This is a genomic window from Kribbella sp. NBC_01484 (assembly GCF_036227145.1).
Taxonomy (GTDB): Bacteria; Actinomycetota; Actinomycetes; order Propionibacteriales; family Kribbellaceae; genus Kribbella.
Window position 1 is genome coordinate 6071979 of the sequence record NZ_CP109437.1, and the last position, 23301, is coordinate 6095279.

19 protein-coding genes and 1 pseudogene are annotated in these 23301 nt (G+C 68.9%); 18 read left to right on the top strand and 2 right to left on the bottom strand.

Features of this window, described 5'->3' with window-relative positions; translation table 11 throughout:
* Positions 1 to 2 precede the first annotated feature (2 nt).
* From ftsW to ftsZ, 5 genes and pseudogenes are all read left to right on the top strand, one after another.
* Positions 3 to 1241: a putative lipid II flippase FtsW gene (ftsW, locus tag OG555_RS29635; RefSeq protein ID WP_329475839.1), complete on the top strand. Its 1239-nt coding sequence runs from the start codon at positions 3 to 5 to the stop codon at positions 1239 to 1241.
* A gap of 29 nt (positions 1242 to 1270) precedes the next feature.
* Positions 1271 to 2359 carry an undecaprenyldiphospho-muramoylpentapeptide beta-N-acetylglucosaminyltransferase gene (gene murG / locus OG555_RS29640; RefSeq protein WP_328521784.1) on the top strand — a complete coding sequence of 363 codons (1089 nt, stop codon included), beginning with the start codon at positions 1271 to 1273 and terminating at the stop codon, positions 2357 to 2359.
* Complete coding sequence (gene murC / locus OG555_RS29645) at positions 2356 to 3816, top strand: UDP-N-acetylmuramate--L-alanine ligase (protein ID WP_329475840.1); 1461 nt, start codon at positions 2356 to 2358, stop codon at positions 3814 to 3816. The genes murG and murC overlap by 4 nt, the downstream gene beginning before the upstream one ends.
* 18 nt (positions 3817 to 3834) lie before the next feature.
* Positions 3835 to 4575, top strand: a complete 741-nt coding sequence (locus tag OG555_RS29650) for a cell division protein FtsQ/DivIB (protein ID WP_329475841.1) — start codon at positions 3835 to 3837, stop codon at positions 4573 to 4575.
* A 202-nt stretch (positions 4576 to 4777) separates the two neighbouring features.
* Positions 4778 to 5797: pseudogene (gene ftsZ / locus OG555_RS29655) on the top strand (cell division protein FtsZ); the annotation flags it as partial.
* A 709-nt stretch (positions 5798 to 6506) separates the two neighbouring features.
* Here ftsZ and OG555_RS29660 read toward each other — a convergent pair.
* On the bottom strand, positions 6507 to 7028 hold the full coding sequence (locus tag OG555_RS29660; RefSeq protein WP_329475842.1) for an ArsR/SmtB family transcription factor: 522 nt from the start codon (positions 7026 to 7028) through the stop codon (positions 6507 to 6509).
* Between the two features lie 57 nt (positions 7029 to 7085).
* Between OG555_RS29660 and OG555_RS29665 the strand changes: the two genes are divergently transcribed.
* The 6 genes from OG555_RS29665 to OG555_RS29690 all read left to right on the top strand — a co-directional run bounded on the left by OG555_RS29665 (position 7086) and on the right by OG555_RS29690 (position 11512).
* Entirely contained in the window at positions 7086 to 8069 is a 984-nt protein-coding gene (locus OG555_RS29665) for a S41 family peptidase (RefSeq protein ID WP_329475843.1), read from the top strand.
* A gap of 9 nt (positions 8070 to 8078) precedes the next feature.
* The gene (gene pgeF / locus OG555_RS29670; RefSeq protein ID WP_329475844.1) at positions 8079 to 8816 is read left to right on the top strand and encodes a peptidoglycan editing factor PgeF; all 738 of its coding nucleotides are present in this window, start codon (positions 8079 to 8081) and stop codon (positions 8814 to 8816) included.
* The gene (locus OG555_RS29675; protein WP_329475845.1) at positions 8813 to 9526 is read left to right on the top strand and encodes a YggS family pyridoxal phosphate-dependent enzyme; all 714 of its coding nucleotides are present in this window, start codon (positions 8813 to 8815) and stop codon (positions 9524 to 9526) included. The genes pgeF and OG555_RS29675 overlap by 4 nt, the downstream gene beginning before the upstream one ends.
* 70 nt (positions 9527 to 9596) lie before the next feature.
* Entirely contained in the window at positions 9597 to 10163 is a 567-nt protein-coding gene (locus OG555_RS29680) for a cell division protein SepF (protein ID WP_329475846.1), read from the top strand.
* 38 nt (positions 10164 to 10201) lie between these two features.
* The gene (locus tag OG555_RS29685) at positions 10202 to 10507 is read left to right on the top strand and encodes a YggT family protein (RefSeq protein ID WP_329475847.1); all 306 of its coding nucleotides are present in this window, start codon (positions 10202 to 10204) and stop codon (positions 10505 to 10507) included.
* A gap of 246 nt (positions 10508 to 10753) precedes the next feature.
* Positions 10754 to 11512 carry a DivIVA domain-containing protein gene (locus OG555_RS29690; protein WP_328521776.1) on the top strand — a complete coding sequence of 253 codons (759 nt, stop codon included), beginning with the start codon at positions 10754 to 10756 and terminating at the stop codon, positions 11510 to 11512.
* Positions 11513 to 12313: 801 nt separating this feature from the next.
* Here OG555_RS29690 and ileS read toward each other — a convergent pair.
* Complete coding sequence (ileS, locus tag OG555_RS29695) at positions 12314 to 15466, bottom strand: isoleucine--tRNA ligase (protein WP_329475848.1); 3153 nt, start codon at positions 15464 to 15466, stop codon at positions 12314 to 12316.
* Between the two features lie 277 nt (positions 15467 to 15743).
* On the opposite strand from ileS, the gene OG555_RS29700 reads away from it, so the two are divergent.
* The 7 genes from OG555_RS29700 to OG555_RS29730 all read left to right on the top strand — a co-directional run bounded on the left by OG555_RS29700 (position 15744) and on the right by OG555_RS29730 (position 23236).
* A complete protein-coding gene (locus OG555_RS29700; RefSeq protein ID WP_329475850.1) occupies positions 15744 to 16019 on the top strand; it encodes a DUF167 domain-containing protein in 276 nt (91 codons plus the stop codon).
* 182 nt (positions 16020 to 16201) lie between these two features.
* On the top strand, positions 16202 to 16891 hold the full coding sequence (locus OG555_RS29705) for a TraR/DksA family transcriptional regulator (protein ID WP_329475851.1): 690 nt from the start codon (positions 16202 to 16204) through the stop codon (positions 16889 to 16891).
* Positions 16864 to 17547, top strand: a complete 684-nt coding sequence (gene lspA, locus OG555_RS29710; protein ID WP_329475852.1) for a signal peptidase II — start codon at positions 16864 to 16866, stop codon at positions 17545 to 17547. The genes OG555_RS29705 and lspA overlap by 28 nt, the downstream gene beginning before the upstream one ends.
* Before the next feature lie 14 nt (positions 17548 to 17561).
* Entirely contained in the window at positions 17562 to 18470 is a 909-nt protein-coding gene (locus tag OG555_RS29715; RefSeq protein WP_329484892.1) for an RluA family pseudouridine synthase, read from the top strand.
* A complete protein-coding gene (locus tag OG555_RS29720; RefSeq protein ID WP_329475853.1) occupies positions 18467 to 19084 on the top strand; it encodes a Type 1 glutamine amidotransferase-like domain-containing protein in 618 nt (205 codons plus the stop codon). Before OG555_RS29715 ends, OG555_RS29720 begins: the two co-directional genes overlap by 4 nt.
* A 54-nt stretch (positions 19085 to 19138) precedes the next feature.
* Entirely contained in the window at positions 19139 to 21451 is a 2313-nt protein-coding gene (locus tag OG555_RS29725; RefSeq protein ID WP_329475854.1) for an ATP-binding protein, read from the top strand.
* Between the two features lie 126 nt (positions 21452 to 21577).
* On the top strand, positions 21578 to 23236 hold the full coding sequence (locus tag OG555_RS29730) for a glycoside hydrolase family 13 protein (protein WP_329475855.1): 1659 nt from the start codon (positions 21578 to 21580) through the stop codon (positions 23234 to 23236).
* Positions 23237 to 23301 lie beyond the last annotated feature (65 nt).

Here is a 23301-nt window from a genome sequence, read left to right on the forward strand (position 1 = left end):
GAGTGACATCGATCGCTGATCAGCCGGATCAGAAGAAGAGCGACGAGCGGCCCTGGCTGGCGGCCATCAAGGACGTGCTGGACCGGCCGCTGACGTCGTACCACATCCTGCTCGGCGCCACCGGCCTGTTGCTGGTGCTCGGGCTGCTGATGGTGCTGTCGGCGTCCAGCGTGCTGTCGCTGCGCACGAACGGGAACAGCTACACGATCTTCATCCGCCAGCTGATCTGGGTCGGCGTCGGCCTGCCGATGGCGTACGTCGCCTCCCGGATGACGCCGCGGCACTTCCGCATGCTCTCGTACGTCGCCCTGCTCGGCTCGATCTTCCTGCTCGTGCTGACCTACATCCCCGGTCTCGGCGTCGGCGTGAACGGCAACACCAACTGGCTGAACCTCGGTGGACCGCTGCAGATCCAGCCGAGTGAGTTCGCCAAGCTGGCGCTGGTGATGTGGTGCGCGGACTTGTACGCGCGCAAGGAGAAGCTGCTCACCCAGTGGAAGCACTTGCTGGTCCCGATGGTCCCGGTCTGCGGTCTGGTGATCGCACTGGTCGTCGGCCAGCACGACCTCGGTACGGCGCTCGTCCTGATGGCCGTGATGATCGGCATGATCTGGATCGTCGGCGCACCGACGCGGTTGTTCGTCGCCACGATCGCAGTGGTCGGCGCGGTCGCGATGTACTTCGTCAACGCGGAGAAGTACCGGATGGAGCGGGTCACCTCCTTCCTCGACCCGTTCGCCGACCCGACCGCGGTCGGGTGGCAGGCGTACCACTCGTTCTACGCGCTGTCGACGGGTGGCTGGTGGGGCGTCGGGATCGGCAACAGCCGGCAGAAGTGGGGCAACCTGCCGGAGGCGCACACCGACTTCATCTTCTCCGTGATCGGTGAGGAGCTCGGCCTGGTCGGGTCGCTCACCGTACTCGCCCTGTTCCTCACGCTGGCCTACGCCGGGGTGCGGATCGCGACCCGGAACACCGAGCCGTTCGTCCGCTACGCAGCGGCCGGGATCACCATCTGGATCATGGCGCAGACTCTGGTCAATCTGGGCGCCGTGATCGGACTCCTACCCATCGTGGGTATCCCGCTCCCGCTATTGTCGTACGGTGGTTCCGCACTGCTGCCGACGCTGATCGCGATCGGCATGCTGCTGTCCTTCGCGAAGGCCGAGCCCGGCGCGCAGGCTGCCCTGAAGGAGACCAGGCGGCCGCGGTTCGGGTGGCTGCCGTCGCGCACGCATTGACGAGAGAACACGCGGGAGCGTTGAAAGCTGTGCCCAGCATCGTCCTGGCCGGAGGCGGAAGCGCCGGCCACACCTCACCCCTGATCGCCACCGCGGACGCGTTGCGGCGGCTCGATCCGACCATCGAGATCCTCGCGCTCGGCACCGAGCGTGGACTCGAGACCCGCGTGGTCCCGGAGGCCGGCTACCGGCTCGAGCTGATTCCGCCGGTGCCGCTGCCGCGCCGGCCCACGCCCGCGCTGCTCGCCGTACCGGGGAAGATGCTGGCCTCGGTCGGTGCGGCCCGCAAGGCGCTGGACGAGGCGAAGGCCGACGTCCTGGTCGGCTTCGGCGGCTACGTCTCCACCCCCGCGTACGTCGCGGCCTGGCGGCGGAAGACGCCGATCGTGGTGCACGAGGGCAACGCCGTACCGGGGATCGCGAACAAGTTCGCCGCCCGCTACTGCACGCAGCACGTCAAGACGTCGTTCCCCGGCACCGATTTGCCGCACGCCGAGTACGTCGGCCTGCCCATCCGGCGCGCGATCTCCACGCTGGACCGGGCCGCGCTGCGGGCCGAGGCGCGGCGGTTCTTCGGGCTGGACCCGGATGCGCCCACGCTGTTCGTGACGGGCGGCTCACAGGGTGCGCAGCGGCTGAACGAGGCGTTCGCCGGTGCCGCCGCGGACCTGCAGGCGGCCGGCATCCAGGTCCTGCACGCGATCGGCCCGAAGAACACGCTCGAGGTCCCGCAGACCGGACCCCTTCCGTACGCCGTTCTGTCGTACATCGACCGGATGGACCTGGCCTACGCGGCCGCGGATCTCGCGGTCTGCCGCTCGGGCGCGAACACGGTCACCGAGGTGTCCGGCGTCGGTCTGCCCGCAATCTACGTTCCGCTTCCGCACGGTAACGGTGAGCAAGCGCTGAACGCCAAGCCTGTGGTGGATGCGGGCGGCGGCCTGCTGGTGGACAACGCGACGGTGTCGCCGGACTGGGTTCGTGCCACCGTTCCGCAACTTCTGCACGACTCGGCGCGTCTGACAGCCATGTCCACAGCGGCGAAAGGCCTGATCCGTACGGATGCCGACGAGCGATTGGCGCGGATCATCCTGGATGTGGTGAGGTCTGCTTCGTGATCGTCACCGCTCCTGACACGACGCTGCCCGCGGAGAAGCTGGGCAAGGTCCACTTCGTCGGTATCGGCGGCGCCGGGATGTCCGGTATCGCGCGGATCATGGCGTCCCGCGGCATCGAGGTGTCCGGCTCCGACGCCAAGGACGGCAAGGTGCTGGCCGCGCTGCGGGCGCTCGGCGCCACCTGCTGGGTCGGTCACGCCGCCGAGCACGTCGCCGACGCCGACACCGTGGTGGTGTCGACCGCGATCCGCGAGACCAACCCCGAGGTGATCGCCGCCCGGGCCGCCGGGATCCCGATCCTGCCGCGGGCCGCGGCACTCGCCTCGGTGATGGTCGGCCGCCGGACCCTCGCGGTCGCCGGCACACACGGCAAGACGACCACGACGTCGATGCTGACCGTGGCGCTGCAGCACTGCGCGGCCGATCCGTCGTACGCGATCGGCGGCAACCTGAACGAGTCGGGCTCGAACGCCCACGACGGCACCGGTGACCTGTTCGTCGCCGAGGCGGACGAGTCGGACAAGTCGTTCCTGACCTACACGCCCGAGGTGTCGATCGTCACATCGGTCGAGCCGGACCACCTGGACAACTACGGCGACGAGGCCAGCTACCGGCTCGCCTTCGAGCAGTTCTGCGACCGGGTCCTCCCGGGCGGTTTCATGGTGATCTGTTACGACGACGCCGGCGCGCGGAGGCTGGCCGATTTCGCCGGCGCGCGCGGCATCGACGTACGGACGTACGGCGAGTCCGAGGACGCGGATCTGCGGGTCACCGAGATCACTGCGACCGGGGCGACGCAGTCGTTCGTGCCGGTGTACCGCGGGCGGAGACTGCCGATGGTGCAGTTGCAGCAGGCGGGCAAGCACAACGCGCTGAACGCGTCGGCCGCGTTGACGGTCGGTCTCGGGCTCGGGTTCTCCGCGGCCGACCTGGCCGAGGGGCTGGAGTCGTTCACAGGCACCGGCCGGCGGTTCGAGTTCAAGGGACTGGAGGACGGCGTGCGGGTGTTCGACTCGTACGCCCACCACCCGACCGAGCTCGCCGTCGACCTGACCGCGGCCCGGCAGGTGGCCGGGGAGGGGCGCGTGGTCGCGTGCTTCCAGCCGCACCTGTTCAGCCGGACCAGGATCTTCGCCACGGAGTTCTCCGAGGCGCTCGCGCTGGCCGACGAGGTCGTCGTGATGGACGTCTTCGCCGCCCGTGAGGACCCGGAGCCCGGTGTCACCGGCGCCCTGATCGCGAACCATGTGCCGCTGAAGCCGGATCAGGTGCGGTTCGAGCCGTCGTGGTCCGCCGTACCTCAGCTGGTCGCGGATCTCGCCGAGCCAGGTGACCTGGTGGTGACGCTGGGCGCGGGCGACGTGACCCTGATCGGACCGGAAGTCGTTGGTTTGCTGGCCGAACGCGCTGCCGCCCGCGAGTCTGCGGCCGAGGTCCTCGCTCCTGTGGTGGAGTAAAAGGGTGAGGTTGACTGGATGAGCCAGAGCGTTGATCTGGCTCGGGCACAACAGCGGTTCGCGCGCCGGCAACGGCTGGTGCGCTGGCGTAGCTGGTTGCCGTGGGCGATCGGCGGAGCTCTGCTCGTCCTGGCCGCGCTGATCGTCTGGTTGTTCTACTACTCGTCCGCGTTCGCGGTCGCCGGAGTCCGGGTGAGCGGTGCGGACACGGTGCCGGTGGCAACGATCGAGCAGGCGGCGGCGGCACCGATCGGCACACCGCTGGCGCAGGTCGACCTGCGGTCGATCGCGGACCGGGTGCGGACGATCCCGGCGGTCGAGGACGCGCAGGTGACCCGCGCCTGGCCGAACAAGATCGTGATCGTCGTCACCGAACGGGTGCCGGTGGTCGTGGTCACCGACGGCTCGCGGTTCGAACTGGTCGACGCGACCGGAACGACGTTCAAGACGGTGCCGGACCGGCCGGCCGGACTGCCGGAGGCGAAGGTGACCGGCACCCGGCGCGACGTCACGATCCGTTCGCTGGTGACGGTTTCGGCGGCACTGCCGGACACGTTGCGGGCCCAGGTCGGGTCGATCTCGGCGCTGTCGCCGGACTCGATCACTCTCAACCTCGCCTCCGGGGTGAAGGTCGTTTGGGGCAGTTCCGATGACAGCGAGCGAAAGGCCGAGGTACTCAGCGTGCTGATGAAACGCAAGGCCAAGGTGTACGACGTCTCGGCGCCCGATCTCCCTGTCACCAAAGGGGAAAAGCGATGACGGATCACATCACAGAGCACATCACGGGGCGCCCGGCGAGGCGCGTGGACATTGCCCGAAGCCGTCCCGTAGCGTGCGTCGTAATCTAAAGTTGACATAAGTCTAAGCATCCACTTGAGGTTCAGTCTTTTCGCTGGAACTTTTCGCTGGAACAGGGGCCAACCGGCCACAACGGGAACAGAACGAGGCGAGAGGCGCGGACGTGGCGGCACCGCAGAACTACCTGGCACTCATCAAGGTCGTCGGCATCGGCGGAGGCGGCGTGAACGCCGTCAACCGGATGATCGAGCACGGTCTGAAGGGCGTTGAGTTCATCGCCATCAACACCGACGCGCAAGCGCTGTTGATGAGCGACGCGGACGTCAAGCTCGACATCGGCCGGGAGGAGACCCGGGGCCTCGGCGCGGGCGCGAACCCGGCGATCGGGCAGAAGGCCGCCGAGGACCACGCGGAGGAGATCGAGGAGGCGCTCAAGGGCGCCGACATGGTCTTCGTCACCGCGGGCGAGGGTGGCGGCACCGGTACCGGTGGCGCGCCGGTGGTCTCCCGCATCGCGCGCTCGCTCGGTGCGCTGACGATCGGTGTGGTGACCCGGCCGTTCTCGTTCGAGGGCAAACGGCGTGCGACCCAGGCAGAGGACGGTATCGCCGCCCTCCGTGAAGAAGTCGACACCCTGATCGTCATCCCGAACGACCGGCTGCTGACCATCTCCGACCGCGCTGTGTCCGTGCTGGACGCGTTCAAGCAGGCCGACCAGGTGCTGCTGCAAGGCGTCTCCGGCATCACCGACCTGATCACCACGCCCGGCCTGATCAACGTGGACTTCGCCGACGTCAAGGCGGTCATGTCGAACGCCGGCTCCGCGCTGATGGGCATCGGCTCGTCCCGCGGCGAGGACCGCGCGGTCGCGGCGGCCGAGGCGGCCATCTCCTCGCCGTTGCTCGAGGCAAGCATCGAGGGTGCGCACGGCGTGCTGCTGTCGATCGCCGGCGGCTCCGACCTGGGGCTGTTCGAGATCAACGAGGCGGCCCAGCTGGTCTCGGAGTCCGCGCACTCCGACGCGAACATCATCTTCGGCGCGGTCATCGACGACGCCCTCGGCGACGAGGTGCGGGTCACCGTGATCGCGGCCGGGTTCGACGGCGGGATGCCGAAGCGGCGCGAGCAGGCGATGAGCACCGCCCGCCCGCAGACCTCTCGGCCGTCGTCGGAGTCGCAGAGCTACTCGGCGCCGATGTCGGGCACGAACAACCCATCGGCTCCGGCCGGCCAGCAGGCCGGTCAGCCCCCGGCGAGCCAGCCGGGCGCCGGGACCGCAGATGGTGGGCAGTCGACGGGTGGCCAGTTCGCCGGTGGACAGCCGGGCGCTGGTGAGGCTGCTGGTCAGCCGGGTGCCGGTCAGTCCACTGCCGGCCAGGGCTCCTCGAACGGGCAGGCGGGTCAGTTCACGAACCCGCCGGCACAAACCGACGACACCGTCCCGGTGCCGGCTCCGACCGAGGGTCGTCCGGGCGCGGGCACGACCAACTCGGCCCGCCCGCAGCCCGGCGATCCGGTCCGCACGGTCCAGTCGGGGCAGCAGTCGCCGCAGTCGGCGCCGCACACCCCGGCCTCTCCGACCGCGCCGGGGACCCAGCACTCCTGGCCGACCCACGGCCCCAGCACCTCGGGCGCGACGCCGGGCTCGGGCGCCGGGTCGACGTCAGGCAACGGTTCGTCCCAGCCCACCCCGACCCGCCCGGCCCGCAAGCCGGACCCCGAAGAAGACCTCGACATCCCGGACTTCCTCAAATAACCGGCCACCAGGTCCGGCCACCCGTCTCCAGGTCCCGCCTCGCGCGACGTCGGCGTACGGCGACAAGCGGGGGCCGTGGACAGGTCCTGGTGGTCTGAGACAAGGAATAACCTGTCTCGCCCCCCGATTCCCTGCGTCAGGTCCCGGCGGATGGCTGGGGCTGATGCGGGCGGTAGACCGAGACGACGACACCGTACCGGGACTCGCCGGGGCCGGCGTCGGTGAGTTCATCGACCATCCGCTCCAGCGTCGCGGCCAGTTCCGCGGCTTGGTCCGCGGTCAGCCGGACGTTCCGCAACAGCACCAGCGGGTCGGCGTCGTCGGTTTCGAGCTCGGCCGCGATCGCCTGCAGGACGACCGTGTTGTTCGCCCGCGCGCCCTCACCGACGAAGTCGAACTTCCGCGCCGATCGCCGGTAGTACTGCTCGGTCCCGCCGCGCACCTGCCGGGTCTCGGCCACGTGCACCATGCCGGCCTCGCGCAGCACGCCCAGGTGATGGGCGACGTTGCCTTTCGCCGTGCCGAGCGCGACGGCCAACTGGCTGATCGTGGCCGCCTCCTGCCCGAGCGCGAACAGCAGGCGGTGCCGCAGCGGGTGCCCGAGCGCCTTGAACTGCGCGGCCGTCGACACCTCCAGCCGGTCGGAGATCTCGCTCATGAATCAAGCGTCAATATCTCTTGACGCTTTGTCAAGCCGCATGCTTCACTCCTGCCCATGCAGACCGAAGAGATCCGCGCCGTCGTCGGCCGGCTGGGCGCGCTAGTCGCCGAGCACTACGTCTTCCCCGAGACCGGTCAGGAGGTGGCCGACCGGCTCGCCGCCGCCACCGCCGACGGCCGGTACGACGAGCTCCGGGAGCCCGAGCGGCTGGCCGAGCGGGTCACCGACGACCTGCAGATCGGCAACCACGACAAGCATCTGCGGCTGAGGTTCCACCGCGACGGGCTGCCGGACGAGGCCGACCCGATCGCCGAGGAGGCCCACTGGCGCCGCCGGGCCGCTCTCGACGCCGGTGGGATGGCGCGGGTCGAACGCCTGGACGGCAACATCGGGCTCCTGGAGATCCGGCCGTTGCTGTACGCCCCTACCCACGCCGGCCCGGCCGTGACCGCCGCGATGACCCTGCTCGCGTCGACCGACGCGCTGCTCCTCGACCTGCGTCGCTGCCTGGGCGGGTCACCCGACCAGGTCGCCTTCGTCTGCAGTCATCTGGTCGATGCCGACGACGCGGTCCATCTCAACGATCTGGTCACGCCGGCCGACGGGACCACGCGGCAGTTCTGGACGTCGCCGTACGTGCCGGGTCCGCGGTTCGGCGGCTCCAAGCCGATCTGGGTGCTGACCAGTTCGGTGACGTTCTCCGGCGCGGAGGAACTGTCGTACAACCTGCAGCAGCTCGGGCGAGCCGTGATCGTCGGCGAGCGGACGGGTGGCGGCGCGCATCCACGGCGTGGGTTCAAGCTGCACGAGCAGCTCGAGGCGACGATCTCGGTGCAGCGTGCGATGAACCCGGTCTCCAGGACCAACTGGGAAGGAACCGGCGTGACTCCGGACGTCGACGTACCCGCGGACCAGGCCTTCGCCGAGGCTTACCGCCGGGCTGCCGAGCACGTCCTCTGCCTGCCATCGGATCCGGAGCGGAACACTGTGACCGACGAGGCTCGGACAGTGCTGGGAGCAGAGGTCGTCGCTGGGTAACCTTCAGTCGTGTTCGGCTACGACGAGGTTCTCGACGACGTCCGCTTCGCCTTCACCGACCGCTTCGGCGGCACGAGCCAAGCGCCGTACGGCGAACTGAATCTCGGCAGCGCGGTCGGCGACGATGCCGAGGCGGTGACGGCGAACTTCCGGCTGATCGCGGCCGAGTTCGGAGTCCGGCCGGAGGGTGTCGTGCGGGTCAGCCAGGTCCATGGACGCGACGTGTCTGTCGTGCGGCCGGACGACGAGCTTCCGATGCAGCCGATGCCGAAGGCCGATGGTGTCGTCACCACGCGCGACGATGTGGTGCTGTGTGTTCGCGCCGCCGACTGTCTCCCGGTGTTGCTCGCAGGTGATGGCGTGATCGGTGCGGCTCACTCCGGTCGCAAGGGCATGTACGTCGGCGTCGTGCCGGCGACCGTGGAGGCGATGCGTGAGCTAGGTGCCACGCGGATCACCGCCGTACTCGGGCCCTATGCCTGTGGGAACTGCTACGAGGTGCCGGCGGAGATGCGGGCCGAGGTCGTCGAGCGGGTGCCGGCGTCGTACGCGGAGACCAGCTGGGGTACGCCGGCCATCGACGTGGCGGCCGGGGTCCGCGCACAACTGGACGAGCTGGGCGTCGAGGTGGTCGACGCGACGGCGTGCACGATCGAGTCGGAGACCCTGTACTCGTACCGGCGGGAAGGCCCCGTCAGTGGCCGGATGGCCGGCCTGGTCAAGCTGGGCGCGGTGACCACGGCGTGACGACGCGCGCGGACGAGCTGCGGGCGAATCTCCACCACGCCCGGGAGCGGATCGAGAAGGCCTGTCAGGCGGCCGGGAGGTCTCCGGACGAGGTCACCCTTGTCGCGATCACCAAAACCTTCCCAGTCAGCGATGTGCGGGCGCTGGCGGACCTCGGCGTCCGTGACGTCGGCGAGAACCGTGAGCAGGAGCTCAAGGCGAAGGCCCCGGACTGCCCGGACCTCACCTGGCACTTCGTCGGTCAGCTGCAGTCGAAGAAGGCCCGCTCGGTCGTCCGCTTCGCGTCGGCCGTGCACTCCGTCGACCGGTTGTCGCTGGTGGCCGCGTTGTCCAAGGCCGCGGTCGCCGAAGAGAAGACCCTTCGCTGTCTCCTTCAGGTGAGTCTCGCGTCGTACGGATCCGCGGACGCCGCGACCGGTGCCGCCCGCGGTGGCGTCGAGCCGGACGCCGTACTGGATCTCGCCGGTGAGGTGGCGTCGGCAGACGGGCTCGAGCTTGGGGGAGTGATGGCGGTCGCGCCGCTCGGCGCGGACCCTGACGAAGCCTTCGCCGGCCTGGGCGAGGTAGCGTCCCGGCTACGCTCCGAACACCCCGGCGCCGACTGGATCTCGGCCGGGATGACGGCCGACCTGGACGCCGCGATCAGGCAGGGAGCGACACACGTCCGGCTCGGGCGCGCCTTACTCGGAACGCGTACCCCCGCGGGTTAGTGTCGACATCGAGCAGGTTTTGCTTCCTGCTCACCGTTGTCGCCGAACCGGATCGAGGGGCTGGAGGGCCATGAGCGGCGCGCTGCGCAAGATGGGTGTCTACCTCGGCTTGGTCGAGGACGGGGAGCGCTACAACGCGCGGTACGACGACGAGTACGACGACCTCGACGAGTACGACGACGAAGCCGTCGACGGGGAGTCCCACGAGACCGAGCCGGTCCCCGCCGGCCGGGAGAACCGGGACGTCCGCGAACCGCGGGCCGAGTCTCACGTTCACCCAGGCCGCGAGGAGCAGGGCGCGACGGTCAGCAAGTTTCCAGAACGACGTGGTGTCGCACCATCCCCGGAGGTTACCGAGTTGGCCCGCATCACCACCGTGCACCCGCGCAGCTACAACGAGGCGCGTGTCATCGGTGAGCACTTCCGCGACGGCACGCCCGTCATCATGAACCTGACCGAGATGGATCACGCCGACGCCAAGCGACTGGTCGACTTCGCGGCCGGGCTGATCTTCTGCTGCCGTGGGTCGATCGAGCGGATCACCACCAAGGTGTTCCTGGTCTGCCCGCCGAACGTGACAGTGGCCGCCGAGGAGAAGGAGAAGATCGCGGCGGACGGGTTCTACAACCAGAGCTGACCCGCTCCCTTCCGCCGTCTTCTACACTCATTGACGACATGGTTGCTCTAGCGCTCGTCCTCAGTGTTCTCAGCTGGGTGCTGCTCGCCTTCTTCCTCGTGCTGGTGGCGCGGTTCGTACTCAGTCTGATCGTCATGTTCGCGCCGCAGTGGCACCCGAAGGGCCCGCTGCTGCTGTTCTTCGAACTGATCTACTCGGTCACGGATCCGCTCCTGAAGCCGCTGCGGCGGATCCTGCCCCCGATCGGGGCCGGCGGGGTGCGGATCGACCTGTCCATGCTGATGCTGTTCGTCATCGTCTCCGTGGCGATGTCGATCAACTCGACGGCCCTGCGCTCACTGTGATCCAGTGCGGCGCAGACCACAGGGAACCGGTGGATCATCCACCGAGTCCGAGGGTGAGGACGCCGGGGACAGGGTAGGTACAACCACGCAGAAACGGGGCCGGTTCGTTGCCGGCGTTCCGCGGAGTGGGCTGTTTCGCCCGCCCGGATTCCGTTAGAACACAACGAAGCGATAACGTGATCTACTGAGTCGCCGATGGTGTAGGCCACGGGGACTCCGCCAAGACACAGACAAACGAGGTGAAAGATGCCGCTGACGCCGGATGACGTCCGCTCGAAGCAATTCACGCCCGTCCGACTACGGGAGGGCTACGACGTCACAGAGGTCGACTCCTTCCTCGACGAGGTCGAAGCCGAGCTCGAGCGACTTCTCGCCGAGAACGAGGAGCTGCGGGCCAAGCTCGCGGCGGCTCAGCGCGCGGGCGCCGGCCAGGAGCGGCCGGTCGACCAGACCGCCGCGCTGCCGCCCGTCGTGCAACAGCCCAAGCCCCCGGTCGTGGTCGAGAAGCCGGAGGAGAAGCCACCCGTGGTACCCGCTGTAGCGGCCGCGGGGGCTGCTGCGGCAGCAGGAACCGTCGGGGACGCCTCCAGCTCCGCTGTGCGGCTGCTGGAGATGGCCACCAAGCACTCCGACGACCTGGTCCAGGAGGCGAAGGACACCGCCGACAAGATCATCGGCGAGGCCCGCGCCAAGGCCGAGCGGCTGGAGAACGAGGCGCGCGGCAAGGCCGACCGGATGACCGGTGAGGCTCGCGCCCGCGCCGAGAAGCTGGACGGCGAGATCGCCGAGCGCCGGGCCCAGATGCTCGGCACGCTGGAGAAGCAGAAGGGCCAGCTCGAGCGGACGATCGACGACCTGCACGCCTACGAGCGCGAGTACCGCAGCCGGCTGAAGACCTACTTCACTGAGCAGCTCAAGGCGCTGGGCAACGGCGACGACACGCTCAGCCCGCGCAACGGCTTCCGCCCGGAGGCACGCGCGCAGGCGCACGGTCACGGCGTCTAAAAACCTCGCGACGAGAGGCGGTGCTTTCCGGCAGCACCGCCTCTTCGTCATGTCCGGGCCCTTTTGACACACCGTCCGGTGTTGGTAACACGGTGTCAGTGCGGGGGTCAGGGCCAGACGAGAGGATCTTTTGCGGCCGCTGAGCGTTTCGACGCACACGGGCCGCAGCCGGTACGGCGTCAGCCGTAGGAACGTATGCCGTGGGTGATTGGAATCTTCCCCCGCGGTAGGAGACGGATCACGCCGCCGGTGCTCGGCTGATGGTGCTCGGGTGCTCGGGGTGCTGTTGCTCGGTTTGGGGAACTAAATGTGCTGTGGGTGACTGAAAAGTTCCCCACAGTGGGGACATGGAGCCAAGCTGCTCCAGCACCTGCTACCCGATGCTCGGGGCGCGGCAGTCCTGATGCGGAATCCACGACTCGGTGTCCGCGCGGGTGGCGGGGTGGGGGTTCTCGGTCCGGGGTGGTGGCGCATCGGGATCTGCGCGCGGGAGTGCGGACATCTCCTGGGGAGTTGGGACATCTGGTCAGATGTCCCAGGTCCCGCTGTCGTGTCCGAGGCTCGCGCACGTGCGGTGGATCCGTCGTCCGACGAGCAACCCTGACCCACCCATCAGTCAGGAAGCCACCTGTCCGGGGTGTGGGGACAAGACATAGCCTCGCCCGGTTCACCGTCCCTGTCCGGTGGGCTGACCCATCTGCGGGTGGGTTGACCCACCTGATTCCGGTGGGCCAACCCACCGTCTGGTGGGCTGACCCATCGGACGGAAAGGGCGGATGGGCAGGTGGGTGGCTGGGGTGGTCAGGCCTTGGTCAGCCAGTAGGTGAGCTGCAGGTCCTCTTCGGTGCCGGTGGCAACGTCCGCGGACTCCGACGGTGCCGACTGGGCCAGCTCGACGGCGAGCACCTCGCGGGCGATCTCGTCGGCGTGCTTGCCGAGGGCATCGGTCAGGTCGGCGTCGGTCGAGGTCAGCCAGACCTTGATCCGGTCCGACACCTCGAGGCCGGCGTTCTTCCGGGCCTCCTGCAACGTCCGGACCACCTCGCGGGCCAGGCCGGCCTGCTTGAGCTCCGGGGTCACCTCGAGGTCGAGGGCGACGGTCTCGCCCTGCTCGTTCACCACGGACCAGCCTTCCTTCGGACGCTCCGACAGCAGTACGTCGGCCTCGCCCACCTCGATGTCCGCGCCGTCGACCACGACCGTCGCCGTACCCGACTCCTTGAAGGAGGCGGCCAGGGCGGCGGCGTCGGCCGCGGCGATCGCGGCGGCGACCACCGGCGTCTGCTTCGCGAACCGCTTGCCGAGCTCGCGGAAGTTGCCCTTCGCGGAGAACTCGACCAGATCCGCACCCGCCGAGGACAGCGGTTCCACCGCGCCCACGTTGAGCTCGTCGGCGATCTCCCGGAGCAGCTCGGGGGACAGGTCCGCGATCGCGGCCGATCCGACGAGCGCCCGGGACAGCGGCTGGCGCGTGCGCACCTTCGCCTCCGCCCGCGCCGACCGGCCGAGCTCGACGACCCGCTTGGCCATCGACACGTGCTGCGCGAGGACGTCGTCGATCAGCGTCTCGTCGTACGCCGGGAACGCGGCCAGGTGGACCGACTCCGGCAGGCCGGGCGTGACCGGGCGGAACACGTCCTGCCAGACCCGCTCGGTGACGAACGGCATCAGCGGCGCCATCACCCGGGTGAGCACGTCGAGCGTCTCGTGCAGCGTCGCCAGTGCGCCGGCGTCACCGGACCAGAACCGGCGGCGGGAACGGCGTACGTACCAGTTCGAGAGCACGTCGACGAACGAGTTGATCAGCAGACCGAGCCGCTGTGTGTCGAACGCCGCGTACGCCTCGTCGGTGTCCCGGACCAGCCGGTGGGTCTCGCTCACCAGCCAGCGGTCCAGCACCGAGCGCTCGGCGACCGCCGGGGCGTCCGTGGGCGACCAGTCGGCCAGCCGCGCGTACAGGGCGTGGAACGCGACCGTGTTCCAGTAGGTGAGCAGCACCTTCCGGACGATCTCGTTCAGCACGTTCGGCCCGATGCCGCGCGCCTTCCAGGGGGAGCCGGACGCGGCCATGAACCAGCGCACCGCGTCCGCGCTGTGATCGTCCATCAGCGGGATCGGCTCGAGGATGTTGCCCAGGTGCTTGGACATCTTCCTGCCGTCCTCGGCCAGGATGTGGCCGAGGCAGACGACGTTGCGGTACGACGACTCGTCGAAGACCAGCGTGCCGATCGCCATCAGCGTGTAGAACCAGCCACGGGTCTGGTCGATCGCCTCGGAGATGAAGTCGGCGGGGTACGTCTGCTCGAACTTCTCCTTCGACCCCTCGGCCCACGGGTAGCCCCATTGCGCGAACGGCATCGCACCCGAGTCGTACCAGGCGTCGATCACCTCGGGCACCCGGCGAGCCTCGGCGCCACAGGTCGGGCAGTCGAAGGTGATGTCGTCGACGTACGGCCGATGCGGATCGGTCTCGCTCAGGTCCCGTCCGGCCAGTTCACCGAGCTCGGCCAGCGAACCGACGCACACCTGGTGGTCGTCCTCGCAGCGCCAGATCGGCAGCGGCGTACCCCAGTAGCGCGAGCGGGAGACGGCCCAGTCGATGTTGTTCCGCAGCCAGTCGCCGTACCGGCCCCACTTGACCGAGTCCGGGTACCAGTTGGTCTTCTCGTTCTCCCGGAGCAAGGCGTCCTTCACCTGCGTGGTGCGGATGTACCAGGACGGGAGGGCGTAGTACATGACCGGGGTGTGGCAGCGCCAGCAGTGCGGGTACGGGTGCTCGTACGGTACGTGCCTGAACAGGATGCCGCGCGCGGCGAGGTCCTTGACCAGATCCTCGTCGGCCTTCTTGAAGAACTGCCCGCCGACCAGCGGGACGTCGGCGTTGAAGTGACCGCTCGCGTCCACCGGGTTCACGACCGGCAGGTTGTAGGCGCGGCTCACCGCGAGGTCGTCCGCACCGAACGCGGGGGACTGGTGCACCAGACCGGTGCCGTCCTCGGTGGTCACGTACTCAGCCAGTACGACGTAGTGCGCCGGCTCGGGGAACTCCACCAGCTCGAACGGCCGCTGGTAGGTCCACCGCTCCATCTCGCGACCGCCGTACTGACCGGTCACCGTCCACCCCTCGCCCAGCTTGTCCAGCAAGGGCTCGGCCACGACCAGGGACTCGGTGCCGTCGGTGGCGACGACGTACTGGACGTCTGGGTGCACTGCGACCGCAGTGTTTGAAACGAGTGTCCACGGCGTCGTCGTCCAGACCAGCAGTGACGCCTTGCCTGCCAGCGGACCTGAGGTCAGCGGGAAGCGGACGTAGACCGAGGGGTCGACGACAGTCTCGTAGCCCTGCGCGAGCTCGTGGTCGGACAGACCGGTGCCGCAGCGGGGGCAGTACGGCGTGATGCGGTAGTCCTCGACCAGCAGACCCTTGTCATGCACCTGCTTGAGCGACCACCAGACGGACTGGACGTACTCGGGGTCCATGGTCCGGTACGGGTGCTCGAGGTCGACCCAGTAGCCCATCCGGACGGTGAGCTCGTTGAACGCGTCCACATGCCGCAGCACCGACGCACGGCACTTGGCGTTGAACTCGGCGATGCCGTACGCCTCGATGTCGTTCTTGCCGTTGAAGCCGAGTTCCTTCTCCACCGCGACCTCGACCGGCAGACCGTGGCAGTCCCAGCCGGCCTTGCGCTCGACCCAGAAGCCCTTCATGGTCCGGTAGCGCGGGAAGACGTCCTTGAAGACGCGCGCCTCGATGTGATGGGTACCGGGCATCCCGTTCGCGGTCGGGGGACCCTCGAAGAACGTCCACGGCTGTCCGCCGGCGGACTGTTCGAGGCTCTTGGCGAAGGTGTCGTGCTCGTCCCAGAGGGTGAGCATCTCTCGCTCGAGCGCGGGGAAGTCAACCTGGGCCGGGACCTGCCGCCAGGGAGTTTCCGGGGTGTCTGCCGCCATCTTCCGTCGTCCTTCGTCGCCAGTGACTGCTGACGAGGGACGAAGCACCAGGCGTGTCGCCTGCTACCGCGCGGTACCACCCTCCTTGGTGACCCAGAGTGCGGTCACCCACTTCCTTTACGAGACGCTGCCGGTTCTAATAGGTCCTTGCGGACTGTTCTTCCGGCGGCTCAGGGGTGATTGCCCCGTCACTGCCTTGCGGATCGCGGTTGTCAGTGTACGGCGTAGTACGAGGCAACTACGAATCGTTAATCGGTGGTCAGGCAAGAATTCAGGGATGAGAATTCTCCTGCGGGTGCGACCGGGAGCTTCACGGACCGCGGTCGGGGGCCGGTACGACGGACCGTCTGGTCCGGCCCTGGTGGTCGCGGTGGCAGCCCGTGCGGTGGAGGGACAGGCGACGAAGGCTGTCCTGGATGCGGTTGCTGCCGCGTTCGGCGTACGACGCTCTGGGGTGACGTTGGTGCGGGGCGTGACCAGCCGCGACAAGGTGGTCGAGGTGGAGGGGGAGGAGAGCGACATCCGGCCGAGATTGAAACGACTGCTCGGCTGAGCCAGGGGAGTAACCGAACTTCTGTCAGTTTCGCTGTGACGCGCGGAACATCGAGTGGGCTTGAAGAACCGACTACCGTATCCCCACGGTCTGCGCGTCGGACTGGCACGTGGTGAACACGTGGCCTAGTGTCTTGCGACCAGTCCGCTTCAGTCACCGACGAAGGCAGGGGGTAGCTGACCATGGCTACATCGGCTCCCAAGAAGACCGCCCCCCAACGCACTGCCGCGGCCAAGAAGAGTGCCGCGAAGAAGACGACCGAGCCGGCCACGACCACGGCCCGCAAGAAGGCACCGGCGAAAACCTCGCCGGCCACGAAGACTTCCGCGGCGAAGAAGTCGACATCGACCGCCGCGGCCAAGAAGGCTCCGGCCAAGAAGACCCCTGCCAAGCATGCTCCGACGAAGAGGGTGGCCATGAAGACGAACGAGAACAGGACTCCGGCAACGGCGCCGGCCAAGTCCGCAGCACACAAGGCAGAGACCCTCACGGTGAAGTCCGGCGAGACCCCGTGGACCGCGGCCGAGCTGGCCGAGCTCCGCGGCGAGCTGGAAGCCGACGTGGTGCACCTGAGGAAGGAAATACACGACGCCGAGCAGGAGATCGTCGGACTGCTCCGGGACGGTGGTGACGGCGCCGGGAACGACCAGGCCGACGTCGGCTCCACCACGCTGGAGCGCGACCACGAGATGTCGCTGGCGAACAACGCCCGGGACATGCTCGACCAGATCGAGCGCGCCCTGGCGAAGATCGACGACGGCACGTACGGCGTGTGCGAGAGCTGCGGCAACGCGATCGGCAAGGGTCGGTTGCAGGCGTTCCCCCGTGCGACACTGTGCGTGTCATGCAAAGAACGCGAAGAACGCCGCTGAACGAACCCGTCTCGTCCCGTCAGGCGGGGGACGCAGAGCCACCGGAGCCGGCCGACGCGCAGTCGGCCGGTTCTCCGTCGTCCTCACCCCCCGATGCCGGGGCCGGTGACGCAACCGCCGCCTCGCCCGCCGAGCCCGCCGGCGATGGCGGCCAGGCGGGGCGGAAGTCCTGGAAGTGGACCGCGCTGTTCGGCGGGGTCGGATTGCTGATCCTGCTCCTGGACCAGCTGACGAAGGCTCTGGCCCTGGCGCATCTGACGCCGGGTGAGCCGGTGAACGTGGTCGGGAGCCTGCTCAAGTTCAACCTGATCCGGAACTCCGGCGCCGCCTTCAGTCTCGGGTCGGGCTACACGCCGTACATCAGTGCCGTGCAGATCACTGTGGCGGTCGGGGTCGTCTACCTGTCCCGGCGGCTGGGGTCGGCGGGCTGGGCGGTGGCGTTCGGGCTGCTGTTCGGAGGCGCGGTCGGGAACATCATGGACCGGATCTTCCGCGAGCCCTCACCGTTCCACGGGCACGTGGTCGACTTCCTGCAGACCCCGCACTGGGCGATCTTCAACGTCGCGGACATGGCGGTCACGTCGGCCGCGATCCTGCTGGTGATCCAGACCCTGCGTGGGGTCAAGCTCGACGGCACCCGGGAGCAGCGCAAGTGAGTTCGCGGACCGTGATGGTGCCGGACGGACTCGCGGGCGAGCGGTTGGACGCGGCGCTGTCGCGGCTGTTCGGTGTGTCCCGGACCAAGGCCGCGGAGCTGATCGAGTCCGGTCTGGTCCAGGTCGACGGCGCCCCGGCACCCAAGTCGTCCCGGGTGTCGGCCGGCGTACTGCTCGACGTGGAGCTACCACCTCCGCCCGGCGAGGTGACCGTCGTACCGGAGACTGTGGACAACCTCCGGATCGTGTACGACGACGACGAGATCGTCGTGGTCGACAAACCGGTCGGGGTCGCCGCGCACCCGTCACCGGGATGGACCGGCCCGACGGTGATCGGCCATCTGGCCGGCGCAGGCTTCAACATCTCCACCAGCGGCGCGGCCGAGCGCAAGGGCATCGTGCACCGGCTCGACGTCGGCACGTCCGGGCTGATGGTCGTCGCGAAGACGGAGTACGCGTACACGGTGCTCAAGCGCGCCTTCAAGGAGCGCACGGTCAAGAAGATCTACCACGCGCTGGTCCAAGGTCATCCCGACCCGTTCACCGGCACGGTGGACGCGCCGATCGACCGGCATCCGCACCACGACTACAAGTTCGGCGTCGTGGCCGGCGGCAAGCCGAGCGTCACGCACTACGAGACGCTCGAGGCGTTCCGGTTCGCCACGCTGCTGGAGATCACGCTGGAGACCGGCCGCACGCACCAGATCCGGGTACACATGTCCGCGATCGGTCACCCGTGCTGCGGCGACCTCACGTACGGCGCCGACCCGGTCCTCGCCGAGCGTCTCCAACTCACCCGCCAGTGGCTGCACGCCATGCGCCTCGGCTTCACCCACCCCGGCACCGGCGAGTACGTCGAGTTCACCTCGAAGTACCCGGACGACCTCGACCACGCGCTGGATCTGCTCGTCGACGCGCAATGAAGCTCTACCTGTCCTCCTTCCGCCTCGGCGACCATCCCGACCGCCTCGTCGCGCTCCTCCCACCGAACGGCCGGGTCGCGGTCATCTGCAACTCGATCGACACCGAGGATCCCGGCGTACGCCGGGCGAAGGTCGCGGACGAGATCACCTGGCTGACTGCGTTGGGCCTGCACGCGGAGGAAGTCGACCTCCGCGAGCCGACCGACCTCCGCGCGGAGCTCTTGCGCTACGACGGTGTCTGGGTCCGCGGCGGCAACGTCTTCCTCCTCCGAGCGGCCATGGCACGCTCCGGCGCCGATCAGCTTCTCCCCGAGCTGATCCGCTCCGAGCGGCTCGTGTACGCCGGCTACAGCGCCGGACCGTGTGTTCTGGCGCCCAGCCTGCGCGGACTCGAGCTGTGTGACGACGCCGGCGCGGTCGACGGTGAGGTGATCTGGGACGGCCTCGGTGTCCTCGACCATGCGATCGTGCCGCACCTCGACTCACCCGGGCACCCCGAGACCGAACTCCTCGCGAAGGTCGCCGACCTCTACGACCGCACCGGCGTACCGTATCTGCCGCTGCGGGACGGTCAGGCTCTCCTCGTCAACGGCTACGACAGCGAACTCGTCTGAACGGCCGCGACCTCGAGCCGGTCTCAAGCGCGCGGATCCGGCCTAGGCTGAGGCATGGCTGAGTCGAAGCCCACGGCGCCGACTCGTGGCCGGTTGCCGGCTGAGCTGACGAGCTTCGTGGGCCGGCGTCGTGCGCTGGCGGAAACGAGGCGGTTGCTGTCGAGTAGCCGTCTGCTCACGCTGACCGGTTCAGGAGGAGTCGGCAAGACCCGCCTCGCGCTCCGGATGGCGGCAGAGGTACGACGGACGTTCCCCGACGGAGTCTGGTTCGTGGAACTCGGCGCCCTGCAGGATCCTGCCCTGCTCGGACACACTCTGGCCGGGACGCTGGAGCTCAGCCAGGTGTCGGCCAACCCGACGGCCGACCTGGCGGAGTACTTGGAGGACAAGCACCTGCTGTTGGTGCTCGACAACTGTGAGCACCTGGCCGAGGCGTGCGCCGTACTGGTGAGCAAGCTGCTGGCGGCGGCACCGTACCTGCGGATCCTGGTCACCAGCCGGCACGTGCTCGGTGTCGAAGGTGAGCAGGTCCTGTCCGTGCCACCGTTGTCGACGCCGACGGCCGAGGTGCCGGCCGCCGACGCCGACCAGTACGAGGCCTTGATTCTCTTCGCGGATCGCGTCCGCGCGGTGATGCCCGAGTTCGTGATCGATGAGACCAACCGGGCTCAAGTGATCGAGCTGTGCCGGCGGTTGGACGGCGTACCACTGGCTCTCGAGCTGGCGGCGGTCTGGATGCGGACGCTGTCGCTCGCGCAGATCATCGACCGGCTCCAGGACCGCTTCCGGTTGCTGACCGGCGGGCGACCGGCCGGGCCGGCCAGGCAGCAGGCGCTGGAGGCAGCCATCGGCTGGAGTTACGACCTGTGTTCCCCTGCGGAGCGGATGCTGTGGGAGCGGTTGTCGGTCTTCGCCGGCGGATTCGACCTGGAAGCAGTGGAGGAGATCTGCTCAGGCGACGGTGTCCCGCGGGACGACGTGCTCGACCTGATTGCCGGCCTGGTGAACAAGTCGGTCATCATGCGCACGGTGGCCACCGACCACGCCGTCGCCTGGTACGACATCCTCAGCACCATGTGTCACTACGGCGGCCGACGGCTGGCCGACGCCGGCCAGACCCGCGAGTTCGAGCGCCGGCACCGCGACTACTACCGGACGCTGGCGGCTCGCTGGGAGGCGGACTGCTTCAGCCCGCGGCAGGCCGACTGGTACATCCGGATGCGGCGCGAGCACGAGAACCTCCGGGTCGCCCTCGATTTCTGCCTGAGCGAGCCGGGTGAAGGCGCGGCCGCCCTGGAGATCGCGGCACCGCTGTGGAACTTCTGGTTCGCCGGGTTCCTCCGCGAAGGGCATCGCTACCTCAGCTTGGCGATCGACGCCGCGCCGGAGCAGACCCCGACCAGGGCGAAGGGGATCTGGGCCGGTGCCTATCTCTCGATGTTCCTGGGCGAGGCCGAGCAGTCGACCCGGCTGCTGGCCGAGTGCGCGGAGCTCGCCGAGCGGTACGACGACGAGCAGTTGCGGGCCCGGATCGCCGAGGTGGAGGGGCAGGCGCTGATCTACCAAGGTGATCTCACCGGTGCCGTCGCCCGGCTGGAGCGCGGCCTGGCGAGCTATCGTGCGGTCCAGGACGAGCTGGGCGAGTTCGACCTGCTGATCTTGTTGTCCGCGGCAACCTTCTTCCTCGGCGATCCGCGGGTCGAGGAGTTCAGCCGGCAGGCCTACGAGCTGGCCGAGTCCCGAAGCGCGGCCTCGTCGAAGGCCTACGCGCTGTGGAGCACCGGCATCGTCCGGTGGCGCGACCACGACCAGTTCGAGCCGGCCACGCGTGCGTTCCGCGAGGCGATCCGGCTGTGGCTGCCGATGAACGACCGCACCGGGATCGGCTTCTGCGTCCAGGCACTGTCGTGGTGCGCCGGGTCGACCGCGCCGGACGAGCGGGCGGCCCGGCTGGCGGGCGCGTCCCGCGCGGTCTGGCGGTCCAGCGGCGCGCACGTCGACGAGACGACGCCGTACAGTCAGTTCGACGAGTCGACCGCCCAGCGGATCCGCGCAGTGGTCGGCGACGAGGTCTTCGACGGGGCCTTCGCGCAAGGTGCCGCGTACTCGTTCGACCAGGCCGTCGCGCTGGCGCTGGGGGAGGAACGCGAGACCGCCACGAAGCCGGGGATGGCCGGCCGGCTGACGCGGCGCGAGCACGAGATCGCGGGCCTGGTCGGCGAGGGGCTGAGCAACCGGGAGATCGCCGCCCGCCTCGTCATCTCCCAGCGGACCGTCGAGACGCACGTCGAGCACATCCTCAGCAAGCTCGGCTTCAGCTCCCGGGCCCAGGTCGGCCGCTGGGTCGCCGAGCACCCCGATCGGTAACGTTTCCACGTTGGACTCGCACGACGTACGTAGCGATATCCGTAGGTGTCCCGATGTCCGTACGCCGTCCGGCCGGGATCGTGGCTGACAACGTTGCCCCTCCCCCCACGTTGCCGAGGTACCCCGATGTCAGCCGAAGTGTGCTGCCCACCCCTGCCGGGCAGCGCCCGCGACTGGTGGCAGACCGCGGTCGTCTACCAGGTCTACGTCCGCAGCTTCGCCGACTCCGACGGTGACGGCATCGGCGACCTCGACGGCGTCCGCGCCCGGTTGCCGTACCTGCGCAGCCTCGGCGTCGACGCGCTCTGGCTCAACCCGTTCTATCCGTCCCCGCAGCACGACCACGGGTACGACGTCTCCGACTACCGCGGCGTCCATCCGGAGTACGGGACGCTCGAGTCGTTCGACCGGCTGATCCGGGACGCCCACCGGCTCGACCTGAAGGTGCTCGTCGACGTCGTACCGAACCATTGCTCGATCGAGCATCCCTGGTTCCGCGCGGCGCTCGCGGCCGGCCCGGGCAGTCCGGAGCGGGCCCATTTCCACTTCGCCGACGGGCGAGGTGAGTACGGCGAGTTGCCACCCAACAATTGGCGGTCGATCTTCGGTGGGTCCGCGTGGCAGCGGGCGTCAGACACCCAGTGGTTCCTGCACACGTTCGCGGCCGAGCAGCCGGACTTCAACTGGCGGCACCCGGACGTCTCGTCGTACTTCGAGGAGGTCCTGCGCTTCTGGCTCGACCGCGGCGTGGACGGGCTGCGGATCGACGTCGCGCACGGACTGCACAAGGCCGACGGGCTGCCCGACCACGAGCACGCCGAGCACGACGAACTCACCGGCGATCCGATCAACCCGCACGCCTGGAACCAGCCCGAGGTGCACGGGGTGTGGCGCAGTTGGCGAGCGATCGCGGAGGAGTACTCCCGGCGGACCGGCCGTGACCGGGTCCTGGTCGGCGAGGTCGGCCTCCTGGACACCGATCAGCTCGCGCAGTACCAGCGCCCGGACGAGCTGCATCAGACCTTCTTCTTCGAGTTCCTCCGCGCCGAGTGGGACGACCAGGCGCTGCATGACGTGATCGACCGGGGGCTCGGGACGATCGCCGGGTCCGGATCTTCCGTCGCCTGGGTGCTGAACAACCACGACATGCCGAGGTCCGTCACCCGGTACGCCGGCGGAGCACCGGGTGCCGGACCCGGCGATCTCCACCTCGGCCTGGCCCGGGCGCGTGCGGCGGCGCTGCTGATGCTGGCGCTGCCGGGATCGTCCTACCTCTATCAAGGTGAGGAGCTAGGACTGCCCGAGGTCACGGATCTGCCGGAGCATCTGCTGACCGATCCGATGTTCCACCGCAGTGGCGGCGTGCGACGCGGGCGGGACGGTTGTCGGGTACCGCTACCGTGGACAGCAGCACACGACTCCTTCGGGTTCTCACCGGACGGCACTCGGGGTACGACGTGGCTTCCGCAGCCGGACTGGTTCGCGGAGCACGCGGCGGACCTGTTGCTGGGCAGTGGTGACTCGATGCTGCATCTCTATCGCGAGGCGCTGGCTCTGCGGCACCGGATCCCGGCGCTCGCCTTCGGCGACTTCCGATGGCTGCCGACGGAGCCCGGCGTACTCGCGTTCACTCGCGGCGACGGACTCGCGTGCGCTGTGAACTGTTCGTCCCGACCGGTCTGCAACCCGGTCGAGGGCGTAGTGCTGATCGCCAGCGACACCGAAGCGGGCGAGAAGCTTCCCGCGAACAGTGCCGTCTGGACCCTCCTGCCAGACGGCACCTAAGCCGGCTGACCTGGCGTCCTGAGACCCCTGCTCGGCGCCAGGTCGGCCGATCCATCCGCTCCGAA